The organism is Streptomyces sp. AM8-1-1, assembly GCF_032229325.1.
Lineage (GTDB): Bacteria > Actinomycetota > Actinomycetes > Streptomycetales > Streptomycetaceae > Streptomyces > Streptomyces achmelvichensis.
On record NZ_CP135086.1, the window covers coordinates 3,605,523 to 3,620,564 of the forward strand.

Consider the following 15,042-nt stretch of genomic DNA (forward strand, 5'->3'; position numbering starts at 1 on the left):
GCACGGTTCTTGGCTTGGTGGCAAGGCCAATTTGTTGCTGGCGTCGGCTCTTTCAACCTAGAGCCTTCACTTGATCTCACGATTCGACTAGCGCACGCCGAGGGGCTCATCTCAGTTTCCTCCAAAGGGCGCGTTGCTCTCCTCCCTCCAGGACGGAGGTTCGCAGACGAGTTGAATCGGAACGAGACCGTATTTTCCGAAGAAAAAGAGTTCATGACGCGCCTCGGCTCGATTTCATCAGCAAAGCTGAAGCGCGCTATCGCACTAATTCGCTAAGGAGGTCATCTTGTTGCGCATCATGGCAGTATCAATCACGTCACGAACGCCCGAAGGCAGCGTCGATTTCACCACGCACTTCGGGGATTTCTCGGCTGGGAACTACCCGTAGTACCAACCTACGGCGGAAAAGAAGTTCCTCTCTATCTGCAAGTGCTAGCTTCACTGTTCTTTGTAGAACAGAAGCAAGGCTGGTCCGGCATCATGCCGAAGATGCCAACGCAGTATCAAATCCGTGAGCCGCTTCGGCGGTCGATTGAGTTCTACCTGAAGCTTGACATCATGGAGCGAGCTCGGCGCAGGTCGGAGCTTCAGCAACGACTCTCAGTGCTCAGGGCAGAATACGCTTCGCTGCGGGGGGCTCTCGACGCTGCGGCACAAGTCTCAAATGCGCGTGTGGTCGGAACAAGCGAGTTCGGCACCCCGACTTTCTATCGATACCCACTGTTTGGCGCTGATTCCGATGGAGTCGCAGCCGGCTCTGTGGTCACAGTCTTCAATCGGGATCGTTGGGAATCACTGGAGGACACACTTGACCATCTACAGAGTGAGATTCAAGAGGCCGGTACTTTGCGGCGACCTCAACTTACTGAGAGTGAATCATTTACTCTAAGTTCCGCATTGCGCGAAGCTCGCAGCCGGTTGCGGGGTATCACTATGGAGCTACAGTCTTTGGATGATTCAGCAAACATGATGGATATGCAGAGAGGGGTCCTGGAAAAGAGGCGACGACTATTGGAGCAAGAACTTCGACGCTATAAAGACATTTCCGCTCTCGAGAGTATGGGAGCACAATTTTCGGCCCGCGCTATTGCGCATCATGATTGCCCGACCTGCCAACAATCCCTGAACGGAACAGAGAGTCTTTCCGGCGCGCCGGTGCTTTCAACCATTGAGAGTGCAGCGCTTGTTGCGCAGCAACTCGAGACCGTATCAAATGTGATTGGCGACGCATCGGCTAGTGCCCGCGCAAATGAATCGGCCCGTTCTTCGCTCGAACAGGAGTCGGGCGAAATCCGTGCGCGAATTAGAGCCCTTCAAGCCGACCTCGAAGCCGAGGCACCCAACGTTTCAATCGAACGACTACAGTCGAAACTCATCGCAGAAGCCAGATTCCGCGAACTTGTCCGCTTGCGTGACAGCGCCCAGGTAGTTGTCAATGACTTGCTGGCTGCGCAAACCAGCGCTATCCTCCTCAAATCGGAGCTCGACTCGCTAGGAGACGACGAGTTCAGTCCCACTGATGACAGCAAGCTCACGCGCTGGCAGAACGAGATCCAGGAATTCTTGGGAGCGTTCGGGTTCCTCGTATTTGCGCCTCGTGAAATCACCATTGATCCGCAGACTATGCGCCCCGCCCACGGGGACAGTGACCTAGGATTTCAAGGCTCTGCGAGCGATGGCCTTAAGCTACGCTGGGCCTATTTGCTCAGTCTTGTACAGACCAGCGCTGCCGTTGGTGGATGCCACCCCGGTCTGCTGCTACTCGACGGTCCGAGAATGTACGATGTCGAGCCCGCAGCTATGCGATCCTTCCTGCGTTCCTGCTCACAGCTCCGCGGTGAAGGTGGCCGGGCGCAAGTGATTCTGACGTTGAGTGAAGACCCGGCTGTGATTCGAGAATGGCTGTCGAACTGCGCCTACAGCATCGTAGATATCCCCGATAGGCTGCTGGTTTGAGAGCTATTGCGGGGCGATGAATGTCCCGCACGCTCCTGGGGAGTCGAGCAGTCTGTGAACTTGCCCCTCAAGGCACGCTGGGGCAGCCTTGAATCACCGCAGTTTCTGCGGAGGAGCACCCCGCCCCTGGTAGTGCAGGGCTCGGTGTGGCGGAGGACAATTGTGTCCTCGGGTGGCGTCCGGGCTACGGTGGAGAGGGTATCGGCGAATCCTGGGTGCGATTCCAAATGGCGCCGGCGATGCGGCATAGGTGCAGCGGGACCAGAGATACCGAGGTGATGACCTTGACTCCGACTCGCGACAGCGCACTCGACCAGGCCTTAACGAGTGCGCCGCCTTAACAGGCGGCACGCGGGCTCGCGGGAAGCTCCCTGCACATCAAAGACTGGAAACCTTGATACGCAGCCCTGAAATTCGCGGACTCGAAAGCCAGGTGCAGTTCATCGGCGTTCGGCTCCCAGAGAGACTTTGGCAGGGCAGCAGAAACGCGACCGGTTTGGGTAACCGCTTCGTCACTTCCATAAACCCAAACTTGGTTAAGTGCTCCCTGATATTGCGCGCGTGAAGCCTGCCAGGCGTGCCAGTCCGGTGAACACTTGCCGTCTTTGCAGTCAGTTGTTATTCCGTTCGTTTTCACCGCAAAAATGTCGGCAGCTCCAAGGAAACCCTCGTACACCTCGGCCCGCTTCTCTCGATCTTCCTTCTTTCTGTCCTCTCGACCCTGCGCTTCTTGGGCTTCTAGTTGAGTCCGCGACTGATGCCATGCCCCCAGATAGGAGAAGCCGCCGCCGATAATGGCCCCGATCAAAGCTACGCCGAAGCCGAGCATGATCAAACGACGTTCATCGTGCGTGCCGCTGGCGCTCGCCCCGCTGGAAGCTCGAGTAGCAGCCGAGGCGTCATCGTCGCTACCTGCCGGCGTATTCGGAGGCGTGGTACTAGAAGCGGCCTCATCGTCATCAGATGAAGTGTCGGGTGTCTGGCCACCGTCTTGCGATGTCATAGCAGATGAGCATATAGGCAACGGCCCTGACTCCGAGGGCTTTTGGGACGTCGCCGGTGAGGCGCTGCCATAACGCTAAGCGGAGTAGCGGCTTTGGGCTGGAGCTGCCACGGGGCGAGAGATCGGGGCCCGTACGGATCCCACGGCATTGTTGGCTTCACCAACCAGGCCCAGCGCCTATCTCGTGGCTCGTCCAAGCGATGCACCGACACCGAGAGCCCCCGGACCGCTTCAGTCCGGGGCTCTGTCGTTCACGTGGTTTGCTGGACGTCAGGACTTCACCCAGATGACCTGCTTGAGCTTCGCCACGGCCTGCACCAGGTCCTTCTGCTGCTCGATCACTTGCCCGATCGGCTTGTACGCCGACGGGATCTCATCCACGACGCCGCAGTCCTTACGGCACTCCACACCCCGCGTCTGCTCCTCCACACCCGCCCCGTGCGAAGCCGAGTTGAACGACGCCGGGTTACCCAGACCACGCACGAGGTACGACCCCGTACCCATCAAGCCCGGGATGATCCCCCGCTCCCCCGAGCCCGCACTGATGGCCCCCTTCCGGGCAACCAGCAGATCCAACCCGTCGTACCGCTCCTCACTGACGAAGTTGTGATGGCACAATTTCCCCCCAGCTCGTCCCATGCGTTCTCGTCGTCGAGGAGCACAGGAACCCTGGCGTGGAGCCCATCGTCGGTCAGGCGCGTAGTTGTGGTGTGATAGCCGGCTCTTGTCGTGGGAAGCTGCTGCCGAGTTGGAGTCGGTTGAGCGCTGCGCGGACCTCTGTCGTGAGTGGAGCGTCCCGTCCCAGGTGTTCGACGAGCAGGGGGTAGGCGTCAGCCAGGGTGGCGAGTGCAAGTCCTGGCTGATGCGCGGCTTCCTGCAATAGGCCGAGATTGCTGTGCACGTCAAGCAGCAACATGCTGTCGGTCGGTGAGCGCTGGCTTAGCTGGAGCACGAGCGCTTCGTACTCACTGAGGGCTTCTTTGCGATTGCCCAGGCGCAGGTGACAGAAGGCAGCCTTGGCCCTGGCCTCTGCTGCCTCGTCTGCATGTTCGTCTCCTTCAGCTGCCAGTTCTGCGCTGAGCTTGTTGTAGGCCGGAAGCGCGTCACCGAAGCGTCCCGCGTCAAAGAGGGCTTGCGCTTGAACGATGCGTATGTGCAGGGGGACTGGGGAGGCGGGCGGCTCGGTCGCGGTGGTGCCTGCATCGGTGCTTGGGCCTGAAGCGGCGTGATGCGGAGCCAATTGGTCGGCGATGAGCTGCGCCGAGGCGGGCCGATCAGCGGAGTCCTTGGCAAGCATGCTCATCACAAGGTCGCCGATGCCCGGGGGGACGTCCGGGCGTAGTTCTCGTACCGGAGCGGGCGGACGATGGCGGTGGCTGTCCATCACGGTGGCGTGATCACCGGTGAACGGGGGCTGGCCGGTGAGCATTTCGTACAGCAGGCAGCCCAGCGCGTAGATGTCGGTCTGGGGCACGATGAGGCCACGGTCAGTGAACTGTTCGGGCGCCATGTAGGCGACGGTGCCGAGAATCTGGCCGGGCTGAGTGAGGCGGGGGTGGTCGGCTCCGAAGATGGCCGCTACACCGAAGTCGAGCAGTTTTACCTTCCACGCCTCTGTGATCATGATATTGGCGGGTTTGAGATCCCGGTGGATGACCGGGTCTTCGTGAGCACAGGCCAGTACATCGGCAATCTGAGCGGCGAGAAACAGTGCTCGAACTACGGGAAGGCGTCCGCCTTCTTGGGTCAGGATCTCAGTCAGATCTTGGCCCAAGACGAGTTCCCACACCATGTACAGGTCTTTCGGGCTGCCGTCGAGGTGCGCATCGTAGAGGGTGGGCAGACCCGGGTGGCTGAAGCGGGCGCCGAGTTCGGCCTCACGGCAAAAGCGGGCCGCTAGGTCTTCGTGGCTGATGGCGTTGGCTTGCTTGATAAGCAGGTCAGGATTGATGATCTTGACGGCGGTGGGGCGTTTGAGCTGGGTGTCCCAGGCCTGCCACACCTGTCCCATGCTGCCCTGGCCGAGCTGGGTGCGTAGTTCGTAGCGGTCGAGCATCCGCATATCAGTAGGCACCGCCGCGTCGTCTCAAGGGCAGGAGGGCTTCTGCCATGTCTGCGAGGGAGCCCTCGTCCGGCACCACCCAGTAGCGTGAACCCTGGACTGCGGACGGTGCCTGATCCCACCCAGCTTCGCTCCAGATGCGGCGCAGCAGGCCGCTAGGCGTGTACGCCTGCTGGTCGACGGCCCACGTCAGAGGGAGGTGGGCATCGTTGGTCCAGGTGGCGAGATAGCGGCTGGGGTCTTCCCTGAGCCATTCGCCGATGGCGTGTTCTTGGGCGCGGTCAGGCTGGTACAGCAGGCGGGTCCCTTCCAGGATTCGCCTGTGGTCCACGAGCACCGCCACGCTGTTGGGGCGGCGCTTGCGGCCCGGGGGTACCTGTCTGGGCCGGGGGGGCTCGTTCGCGAAGGAGCCGGTGACGTCCTCGGCCAGGCCGCGACATTTGTGTTCGTCGGTGAACACGCTTGCGAGGAACAGGTGCTGGCCGTAGCGGTCCTCGATGGCCACACCCAGTCGGAGAGCGATGTCCATTGTGCGCTCGGCGAGCCAGTTCTCGTATGCGGCTTCCTCGAAAACATCCTCAAGGGTGTCGGGACCGAGGCTTTGGAAGACGAGGTGGGCGATCAGGAGGTCGCCGTGGTCAAAAAGGTCGCGCATGCGGGTGGATTCACCGGCGGCGGCGTGGGCGAGGACGGTTCTCACCTGGCGTAGCAGGAGCACGGACTGCCAGATCTGATGGACGCTGGGACGCCCACCGAACAGGCGTGTGTAGGCGCCTTCCGGTGCAGGGCGCCACAGGTAGCTCGGATCGGCGCTGGCCCGGGCGGCCAGGGAGACGTCCGGGTGAGAGCAGGCCAAGGCAACGGCTGCTTCCTGCACCGTGCAGCCTGCGTCGGGCGCTGGGGCGACAGCGTCCTTCCGGTAGACGTATTCCTTGTTCAGGAAGTGCATGAATCCGTTGCGGATGCCCTGCTGGATGGGGTCGTGGGCGAGGGCGTCCAAGGAGTCGGCCGGGCTATCGGCCTCGCCCGCCTGGGTGAACTTGGATCGCAAGTCGGGGGAGGCATCGTCCAAGCAGATGATGCGCAGCGGCACCAGCGCCCGGTCGGCAACCTCGGGACTGCGCTCGACTGCGTGGGCGACAGAAGCAACGGTCTGGGCCCCAGCCACGACGCGGACGTTAGTCAGCTCCAGCCGCAGTGGTTGCCCTTGCGCCCTGCGCCCGAGGTAGGACTGCGCAGCCCGGTCGCAGATCAAGGTGATGCCTTGATTGAGGTACCAGAAGTCTTCCGGTTCGGTGATCAGCTGGTTCAGGATCACCGGGTTCGGCTGACTGACACTGTGCTGGCGCAGGCTGGGGGCGAAAAGCCGATCGCGGTGAGCGCCGAACCAGGAAGCCACCTCGCCGGCCGCGATACTCGCGACGTATGCCTGATAGGGGACGTGAACGCTGTACCAGCCGTCGGTGAGGGTGGCCTTCAGACTTACCACTGTGCGGACTGTGTCCATGCGTGCAGCAGAGTGCAGGTCGGCCAGTCCCAGTGTGTGTACCTTCACTGGGGTCCGGCCGTCGAAGCCGAAGTGTTTTCCCACCAGCGTCAATTGCTGTTCCGCCCGGTGTGAAAGGCGGCCGTCTCCAGCCAGCGCCACCACCAAGTGCACCCGGCAGCGTGGTGAACTCAGAGCCTCGTCGATGCGGCTGCTGAGTGCGTCGATGCGGGAGTTGAATCCGTCGTAGCGACGGTCGGCCAGACGCTGCAACCCTGTGACCAGGAGTGCGGCATCTTGCTCCGACAGTCTCGCTGCGCCTTTGATGCTCCATTTCGCCTGGACGAACCAGATGTCGGTGCCGCCTGAGGAGAAGGCGATGGCGTCGATGCCGGAGTCTCCAGGGCCATCCACGACGGACGAGGCGGCTTCCTCTGGGCTGCTGTCGGTGAGGATGCTGACTGCCTGGGCGGCCAGGGCCCGGACGAAGAAGGCCGTGTCCCCGTATTGCGGCGCGAGGTCGCTTTGATCGATGTATGGGGTGTACGTGCGTACGAGGTGCTCGCGCACGAAACGCATCGTCTCCGGCAGAGCGTCGTCCATGGTGCGGCTCGCCTTCCTGTGCAGGGCCCTGGTGCGCCAGCTGTCTAGGCCTGATCGTGCGCGTATTCCACGCTCAGGGGGCTAGCCACCAGGCAGCGCGCGGCATGGTCGGTGGCGGGCAGTCCCTTCGTTACGCGCGCGAGCCCGCGCATCCAGGCACCCGGCGCATGGGCGTAGTGGGCATCGATGGCAGCCAGCAGGTCCCAGACGCCCGATCCGGTCAGGTCGCTCGAGGGGGCCGATACGCCGTCGGCAATGGGGTCATGTTCCAGTGAAAGGGCTCTCACCGCGTGCCCGGCGCTCGTTAGGAAGGTCGTGCCGATGCTGGAGCCGTTGCCGTCGATGTCCTCCAACGCTGGCCCGTCAACGGCAACAGGAGCGTTGCCCACCAGGTGACGTGAGGAGCCATGCAGCAGCAGGCGGCAGCCCGTCTCCTGCTCGTAGGGCAGGTCCTCCCCCGGGGCCGGGTCGACGAAGAGAACCATGTGCTGGTAGTTGTCCCGCAGTGTCACGCAGCGCAGCGGTGCCTCGAACCACACCCACTGCCCCGACCGTAGTCCCTGCGTGCCGAACCACTCCGCGCGCTCCCCCAGGTACTTGTCCAGTTTCGCCAGGCGTCGCATTCGGTCCCGCTCGGCGTCGGCCGTGGGTGTCTCGACTTCGACACCGCCCACCGGGCTGGTCAACCGCACGGCACTGGGCCGGGCGAAGAAACGACGACGTGGCTGCGCAAACTGCTGAAGTTTCGCATCTGACAGATAGACAAACTCGCGGTACTCGCTCAACTCGCCCCCCACATAAGGCCCTGCCCTATACTGCCACTCCTGCCGGGCACGTCCGGGGCTAGGTCGGAAGATCTCCTTCAAATAGGGGATCTCGTCACCCGCAGGGATTGGGCCAAGACACATCTTGGGCAGCTTCGCCAAGTCGAGCCTCGACGCTCCGCGTGCCGTGCTGATCAGCTGGCTTCCGGGCTTGAGCCTGCCTGTCGATGAAGAAGGCTTGTCACAGCGATATGCCCCCGGACCGGGATCAGTCCGGAGGCATGTCGATCTCGTCGTGTGCTGAACTTCAGCCCTTGACGCAGATGACCTGCTTGAGCTTCGCGACGACCTGCACCAGGTCCTTCTGCTGCTCGATCACCTGCCCGATCGGCTTGTACGCTGACGGGATCTCATCCACGACGCCGGAGTCCTTACGGCACTCCACACCCCGCGTCTGGTCCTCCAGGTCCTTCGTCGAGAACTTCCGCTTCGCAGCGTTCCGGCTCATCCGCCGACCCGCCCCGTGCGACGCCGAGTTGAACGACTTCTCGTTCCCCAGACCACGCACGATGTACGACTCCGTACCCATGGAACCCGGGATGATCCCCCACTCCCCCGAGCCGGCACTGATGGCCCCCTTGCGGGTAACCAGCAGATCTATCCCGTCGTACCGCTCTTCACTGACATAGTTGTGATGGCAGCTGATCACACCAGGGCGGTACTCGACGGTCCTCATCTGACCTTCGGCATCTTCCTGCTGGCAGGAGATCACCGGGTCGAACGTCACCTTCGCCTTGCGGAATTCCTTGCGGACCACTTCCTGGAACAGCCCCATCATGATCGCGCGGTTGTACTTCGCGTACTCCTGCGCCCAGAAGAGGTCGTTCCGGTACGCCCCCATCTGCGGGGTGTCCGCGATGAAGACCGCGAGGTCCCGGTCGATCAGGCCCTGGTTGTGCGGCAGCTTCTGGGCCTGGCCCATGTGGTACTCCGCGAGCTCCTTGCCGATGTTCCGCGAGCCGGAGTGCAGCATCAGCCACACCGCTCCCGACTCGTCCAGGCAGAACTCGACGAAGTGGTTGCCGCTGCCCAGCGTTCCCATCTGCTTCGTCGCGCGCTCCCGGCGGAACTTGACCTCGTCCGCCACGAAGTCGAACCGGGTCCAGAAGTCGTCCCAGCCGCCCGTCGGGAAGCCGAACACCCGTCCCGGGTCCACCGGGTCGCCGTGCATGCCCCGGCCGACCGGAATCGCCTGCTCGATCTTCGAGCGCAGCCGTGAGAGGTCACCGGGCAGGTCGTTTGCCGTGAGCGACGTCTTCACCGCGGACATGCCGCAGCCGATGTCGACGCCGACCGCCGCCGGGCAGACCGCTCCGTGCATCGCGATGACGGAGCCGACCGTCGCGCCCTTGCCGTAGTGGACGTCCGGCATGACGGCGAGGCCCTTGATCCACGGCAGCGTCGCCACATTGCGCAGCTGCTGCATCGCGACGTCCTCGACCGAGGCCGGGTCCGTCCACATCCGGATGGGGACCTTCGCACCCGGCACCTCTACATACGACATGACTCCTCAATTCCCCCGAAAAGGCACGAAACGCAAAAGCCGCGCCTATGACCGCGAAAGACTCGACGGACCGGCATTGACGGCAGTGCGTGCGATACACATTGTGTCCATCGGCCGCGTGCGCGCGGCAACAGCTTTTCCGCTCGAAGGGAGCCTGGGAACCGTGCAACGAAAGGCGTACGTGCCCGGTCTTGCGGCGCTGCTCGCGGTGCTGGTCGCAGGCTGCAGCGCCGGGGACGGCAGCGACGGCTCGGCCACGGACTCCAAGGCCGGCGAGGGCACGCAGTCCGTCGCGGAGCCCGGCAAGTACCGCACGCTGCTCGAACCGTGCGGCTCCGTCGAGCGCGGCACGCTCAAGGACCTGTTGCCCGGTACCGCCGAGCTCCCCGAGGAGCAGCAGCAGCGCATCTTCCGCGGCACGGCCGCCGTGACCTATGACACCGACCGCCGTGTCGGCTGTAACTGGAAGGCCGACTCCCCCGACGCCTCGCACACCCTGAGCCTCGACTTCGAGCGCGTGGTGTCGTACGACACCTCGGTGAGCGACGACGACCGGGCGCAGGAGGTGTTCGCGACGAAGCAGGCGGGCGCCTCGCTGCCGGTCGCCCAGGACCCGCGCGACGAGAAGGGCACGGCCTCCCCGCCGGCCGGCAGCCCGTCCGGGCCCGCGTCACCGAGCGGCAGCCCATCGCCGGGCGCGAGCGCCGGCACGGACGATCCGTCGGCCACCCCCGAGGGGCTGGAACCCCGGGAGCTCGACGGCCTCGGCGACGCGGCCTTCCTGGATGACGTCCTGAACCCCGCGGGCGCCGGATCCACCGCCCAGCGGAGGACCGTGAGCGTGGTGTTCCGCACATCCAACGTGATCGTGACCATCGTGTACCGGGAGCAGCCGGCGCGTACGACCGAGGTCCCCGACAGCAAGGAACTGCAGGAAAAGGCGCAGAGTCTGGCCCGGAACCTGGTGGAGAAGTTCAGCGACTGAGGGCCGTGCGGGACCGGTCGGCCGACGGTGTACGTATCCCGGGACACACACGCGGCCGTGCTGTGTCCGCGTACCGTGGCCTCGCCGACCGGAGTGACCGTACGACTATCGAGTGAAGGAACCATGCACCGTTCAGCCTCGCGACTCACCCGCATTCTCGCCTGTGCAGCCGTCCCGGTGATGCTCGTCGTCGCCGGTTGCTCGTCGGACTCCGACGGCAAGAAGGAGTCGGGCGCCGACAAGCCGGCCGCAGCGAGTTCCCAGGACTCCGCGGACGCGCCGAAGCCGCAGAACATCGAGCCGGCGAAGTTCGCCAAGCTCCCCGACGCCTGCGACGCGATCACCGCGAAGACGATCGAGACGCTGGTCCCGGAGACGAAGACGAAGAACGGCACGGCCGGCAAGACCTCGGACACCACCACCCGCGGCAGCTGCTCCTGGAACGGCCTGGAGGACAAGGGCGTCAAGGGCTCGCAGTACCGCTGGCTCGACGTGTCCTTCCTGCGCTACGAGTCGGAGTCGTCCCTGGGCGTCAGCGGCCAGAAGCGCGCCGAGGACAACTACGCCAAGGAAGTCGCCAAGGCCCAGGCCGCGCAGGGCGCGAAGAACCTGCGGACCTCTCCCGCCGCCGGTGTCGGCGAGGACGCCAAGGCGATCGGCTACGAGCTGAAGAAGACCGACGAGGACTTCACCTACGCCACCATCGTGACCCGCACGGACAACGTCGTGATCACGCTGACCTACAACGGCACGGGCTACGCGGGCGCCAAGCCGCCGGCCGCCACGGACCTGATGAAGGGCGCCATCACGGCGGCCAAGCAGGCCGTCGCATCCGTGACCGCTGCGAACAAGTAACGCTGCGAACATGTGACTTTCGGCAAGTAGGTTCAGGCCACGGCCTGTTGGCGGAGTCCGCCGCTCCCCGCGAGCGCGGACTCCGCCGGCATGTGCCAGGCTGTGCCCCCTCGGAGGGCACATGCGTCACTGACACGGGAGGGGATCGCGGGTGGCCGCGATGCAGCTGACACGCACGCACCGCATACTCATCGCGCTCGTGGTGAGTGGCGCGGTGATCATTGCCGCGATCGGTTTCGCGGGGTCGTACGCGGCCGTGCGCGAACTCGCCGAGCGCAAGGGCTTCGGCGACTTCGCCGTCGTCTTCCCCATCGGCATCGACGCGGGCATCTGTGTGCTGCTCGCCCTCGACCTCCTGCTGACCTGGCTGCGCATCCCCTTCCCGATGCTGCGCCAGACGGCATGGCTGCTCACCGTGGCCACGATCGCGTTCAACGGCGCCGCCTCCTGGCCGGACCCGCTGGGCGTGGGCATGCACGCGGTGATCCCCGTGCTGTTCGTCGTCTCCGTCGAAGCCGCCCGTCACGCGGTGGGCCGGATCGCGGACATCACCGCCGACAAGCACATGGAGGGCGTGCGCATCACGCGCTGGCTGCTCTCCCCGATCCCCACGTTCAAGCTCTGGCGCCGTATGAAGCTGTGGGAGCTGCGCAGTTACGAGCAGGTCATCAAGCTGGAACAGGACCGGCTGATCTACCAGGCACGCCTCCAGGCCCGCTACGGACGCTCCTGGCGCCGCAAGGCCCCCGTCGAGTCGATGATGCCGCTGCGCCTCGCCAAGTACGGTGTGCCGCTCGCCGAGACGGCCCCGGCCGGACTCGCCGCCGCCGGCATCGAACCGGCGCTCCTGCCCCCGTCGCCCCAGCCCGAGCTCCAGCCGCAGCCGCAGGCGCAGGCGCAGCTGGAACCCCAGCCCCCGAGGCAGGCGCGCGGCGCCGCCCAGCCGGAGCTCCCGCCCGCGCAGGAGTGGCCCGAGGAGCACGAGCAGTACCCGGAGCCGTCGCAGGAGCAGTACGAGAACGAGCACCACGAGCCGTACGAGCACGAGCAGTACGAGCAGTACGCCGAGCCCGGCCCGTACGGTCCGGCGCAGCAGGGCGGCCCTCAGCAGTACCCGCAGTACCAGGAGCAGGGGCAGTACCAGGAGCAGGGCCCGTACCAGGAGCAGGCGCAGGCGCAGGGCCCGGCCGTCACCCACTCGAGCCCCTGGTTCGCCGCTCCCCAGGTGCCGCAGGAGGCGTACCAGGAGGCGTACGAGAACGGCTTCACCCCGCCGTCCGCCGAGGGCCTGGAGTCCAGTGCCGTACGGGTCCCCGCGGGCCCGGGCCGCACCCGCCCGCTCGGCGGTGTCGTCCCCGGCCCCCGGTCCGAGAGCCAGGCGCAGGAGCAGATGCCGCCGGACGGGGACCACACGGAGCAGCCGACCGATGCCGCGGACTTCCGCGAGGCGGCCTACCCGGTGTTCGAGTGGTATGTGAAGGAGCACAGCGACTGGCCGAGCACCGAGCAGCTCGACATACATCTCTCGGACGCCCACGGCATCCGGCACCCGCGCAGCGCGGCGCTGCTGCGCCAGCTGATGCCCGAGTTCAAGAACCGCTTCCAGGCCGACCTCGAGGCCGAGCACATCGCCTGAGACGGGCCGCGGCGTCCTGCCGCGGGTCCCGCTTCACGCCTTGGCGCGCTTGCGTCCCGTCTCGCCCACGACCGCGATGACCGCGCCCACGGCGAAGAGGATGACATAGCCGGCGGTGGGGATGTCCCACCACTGGTGGAGCAGGCCCCACGGCCCGTCCCCGTAGAGGCGGCCGCCCGCGCCGAGGGCGCCCTGCACGGCGGTGATCCAGCCGATGATCGCGATGGTCTCGTTCTTCATGACTCCACGCTCTCCGGCCGCTCGGTCCGGCACATCGTGCGTACGTCGGAACCGCCGGTAGGCCGAAGGATGCACTTACGGCGAAGGGCCGCCCCGCGCAATGCGCGAAGCGGCCCTCCCGATGCGACGACTACGGCGCGAGCAGCTTGCGCACCCGGTCCGCGCCGACCGCCAGCAGCAGCGTCGGCAGCCGCGGGCCGGTCTCCCGGCTCACCAGCAGCCGGTACAGCAGGGCGAAGAAGGACCGCTGCGCGGTCTTCAGCTCCGGCGTCGGCTTGGCGTCCGGCGCCAGGCCCGCCATCACCTTCGGCACGCCGTAGACGAGCGTGGTGAGCCCGTCCAGCGACCAGTGCGAGTCCAGCCCCTCCAGCAGGAGGCGCAGCGACTCGCGGCCCTCGTCGTCGAGGGAGCCGAGCAGCTCCGCGTCGGGCTCGGAGCGCACGACGGTCCGTGCCTCGGCCGGGACCTGGGTGGAGATCCAGTTCTCGGCGCGGTCCAGCCTCGGCCGCACCTCGTCGAGCGAGGACAGCGGGTTCGCCGGGTCCAGGTCGCTGAGGATGCGCACCGTCTGCTCGTCGTGGCCCGCGGTGATGTCGACGACGGAGGCCAGCGTCCGGTACGGCAGCGGCCGCGGGGTGCGCGGCAGCTCACCGGCGGCCGTACGGGCGGCGCGGGAGTGCGCGGCCAGGTCCGCCGGCAGCGCGCTGCCGTCGGCGACCTTGGACTCGAGCTTGTCCCACTCGTCGTACAGCCGCTGGATCTCCTGGTCGAAGGCGATCTTGAAGGACTGGTTCGGCCGCCGGCGGGCGTACAGCCAGCGCAGCAGCGGAGCCTCCATGATCTTCAGCGCGTCGGCCGGGGTCGGCACGCCGCCCCGCGACGACGACATCTTCGCCATGCCGGAGATCCCGACGAACGCGTACATCGGCCCGATCGGCTGCTCGCCGCCGAAGATCCCGACGATCTGCCCGCCGACCTGGAACGAGGAACCGGGCGACGAGTGGTCGACACCGCTGGGCTCGAAGATCACTCCTTCGTAGGCCCAGCGCATCGGCCAGTCGACCTTCCAGACCAGCTTGCCGCGGTTGAACTCCTTCAGCCGGACCGTCTCCGAGAAGCCGCACGCGGAGCACTGGTACGTCAGCTCGGTGGTCTCGTCGTCGTACGCCGTGACCGTGGTCAGGTCCTTGTTGCAGCCGCCGCAGTAGGGCTTGTACGGGAAGTACCCGGCCGAGCTCGCGCCGTCGTCCTCGGCCGCGGCGCCGGAGCCCTCCGCGGCCTCCAGCTCGGCCTCGTCGACCGGCTTCTGGCCCTTCTTCGGCGGGGCCTTCTTCGTCCGGTACTGCGCGAGGATCGCGTCGATGTCACCGCGGTGCTTCATCGCGTGCAGCACCTGCTCGCGGTAGACGCCCGAGGTGTACTGCTCGGTCTGGCTGATGCCGTCGTACTCGACGCCCAGCTCGGCCAGCGACGCCTCCATCGCGGCCTTGAAGTGCTCGGCCCAGGTCGCGTACGGCGAGCCCTCCGGGGCGGGCACCGAGGTCAGCGGGCGGCCGATGTGCTCGTGCCAGCTGCCGTCCACACCCGCGATGCCCTTCGGCACCTTGCGGAAGCGGTCGTAGTCGTCCCAGGAGATCAGGTGCCGGACCTCGTACCCGCGCCGCCGGATCTCGTCGGCGACCAGGTGCGGGGTCATGACCTCACGGAGATTGCCCAGGTGGATGGGGCCGGAGGGGGAGAGACCGGACGCGACGACAACCGGTTTCCCAGGCGCACGCCGCTCCGAATCTGCGATGACATCGTCCGCGAAACGGGAGACCCAGTCGGTCTCGGTGCTGCTCTGAGCCACTTTCGGCACGTCCTTCTTTCTCGAAGCTTGGCGAGGCCA

General features: G+C 65.6%; 11 protein-coding genes and 1 pseudogene. 4 read left to right on the plus strand and 8 right to left on the minus strand.

What is annotated here, in order from left to right; genetic code table 11:
- The first annotated feature begins 429 nt into the window (after positions 1 to 429).
- Positions 430 to 1,956, plus strand: coding sequence for a hypothetical protein (locus RPQ07_RS16230; RefSeq protein WP_313944858.1), 1,527 nt, complete (start codon positions 430 to 432; stop codon positions 1,954 to 1,956).
- A 337-nt stretch (positions 1,957 to 2,293) separates the two neighbouring features.
- On the opposite strand, the gene RPQ07_RS16235 is transcribed toward RPQ07_RS16230, so the two are convergent.
- From RPQ07_RS16235 to RPQ07_RS16260, 6 genes and pseudogenes are all read right to left on the minus strand, one after another.
- Positions 2,294 to 2,959 (minus strand): hypothetical protein, encoded by a 666-nt coding sequence (locus tag RPQ07_RS16235; RefSeq protein ID WP_313944859.1) that lies wholly within the window; start codon positions 2,957 to 2,959, stop codon positions 2,294 to 2,296.
- A gap of 270 nt (positions 2,960 to 3,229) precedes the next feature.
- Positions 3,230 to 3,574: pseudogene (locus tag RPQ07_RS16240) on the minus strand (RtcB family protein); the annotation flags it as partial.
- Positions 3,575 to 3,650: 76 nt separating this feature from the next.
- Positions 3,651 to 5,015 (minus strand): serine/threonine-protein kinase, encoded by a 1,365-nt coding sequence (locus tag RPQ07_RS16245; protein ID WP_313944860.1) that lies wholly within the window; start codon positions 5,013 to 5,015, stop codon positions 3,651 to 3,653.
- A 7-nt stretch (positions 5,016 to 5,022) separates the two neighbouring features.
- A complete protein-coding gene (locus RPQ07_RS16250) occupies positions 5,023 to 7,110 on the minus strand; it encodes an AIPR family protein (RefSeq protein WP_313944861.1) in 2,088 nt (695 codons plus the stop codon).
- A gap of 44 nt (positions 7,111 to 7,154) precedes the next feature.
- Complete coding sequence (locus RPQ07_RS16255; RefSeq protein WP_313944862.1) at positions 7,155 to 7,895, minus strand: SAVMC3_10250 family protein; 741 nt, start codon at positions 7,893 to 7,895, stop codon at positions 7,155 to 7,157.
- 286 nt (positions 7,896 to 8,181) lie between these two features.
- Positions 8,182 to 9,438, minus strand: a complete 1,257-nt coding sequence (locus RPQ07_RS16260) for an RtcB family protein (protein ID WP_313944863.1) — start codon at positions 9,436 to 9,438, stop codon at positions 8,182 to 8,184.
- A gap of 163 nt (positions 9,439 to 9,601) precedes the next feature.
- Between RPQ07_RS16260 and RPQ07_RS16265 the strand changes: the two genes are divergently transcribed.
- From RPQ07_RS16265 to RPQ07_RS16275, 3 genes are all read left to right on the plus strand, one after another.
- Positions 9,602 to 10,423 (plus strand): DUF3558 domain-containing protein, encoded by an 822-nt coding sequence (locus RPQ07_RS16265; RefSeq protein ID WP_313944864.1) that lies wholly within the window; start codon positions 9,602 to 9,604, stop codon positions 10,421 to 10,423.
- A gap of 123 nt (positions 10,424 to 10,546) precedes the next feature.
- Complete coding sequence (locus tag RPQ07_RS16270; protein ID WP_313944865.1) at positions 10,547 to 11,278, plus strand: DUF3558 family protein; 732 nt, start codon at positions 10,547 to 10,549, stop codon at positions 11,276 to 11,278.
- 151 nt (positions 11,279 to 11,429) lie between these two features.
- Entirely contained in the window at positions 11,430 to 12,914 is a 1,485-nt protein-coding gene (locus RPQ07_RS16275; protein WP_313944866.1) for a DUF2637 domain-containing protein, read from the plus strand.
- Positions 12,915 to 12,947: 33 nt separating this feature from the next.
- Here RPQ07_RS16275 and RPQ07_RS16280 read toward each other — a convergent pair whose 3' ends face one another.
- Together RPQ07_RS16280 and lysS are read right to left on the minus strand one after the other, a co-directional pair.
- Positions 12,948 to 13,154: a hypothetical protein gene (locus tag RPQ07_RS16280; RefSeq protein WP_313944867.1), complete on the minus strand. Its 207-nt coding sequence runs from the start codon at positions 13,152 to 13,154 to the stop codon at positions 12,948 to 12,950.
- 130 nt (positions 13,155 to 13,284) lie between these two features.
- Positions 13,285 to 15,012 carry a lysine--tRNA ligase gene (gene lysS, locus RPQ07_RS16285; RefSeq protein ID WP_313944868.1) on the minus strand — a complete coding sequence of 576 codons (1,728 nt, stop codon included), beginning with the start codon at positions 15,010 to 15,012 and terminating at the stop codon, positions 13,285 to 13,287.
- Positions 15,013 to 15,042: the final 30 nt, after the last annotated feature.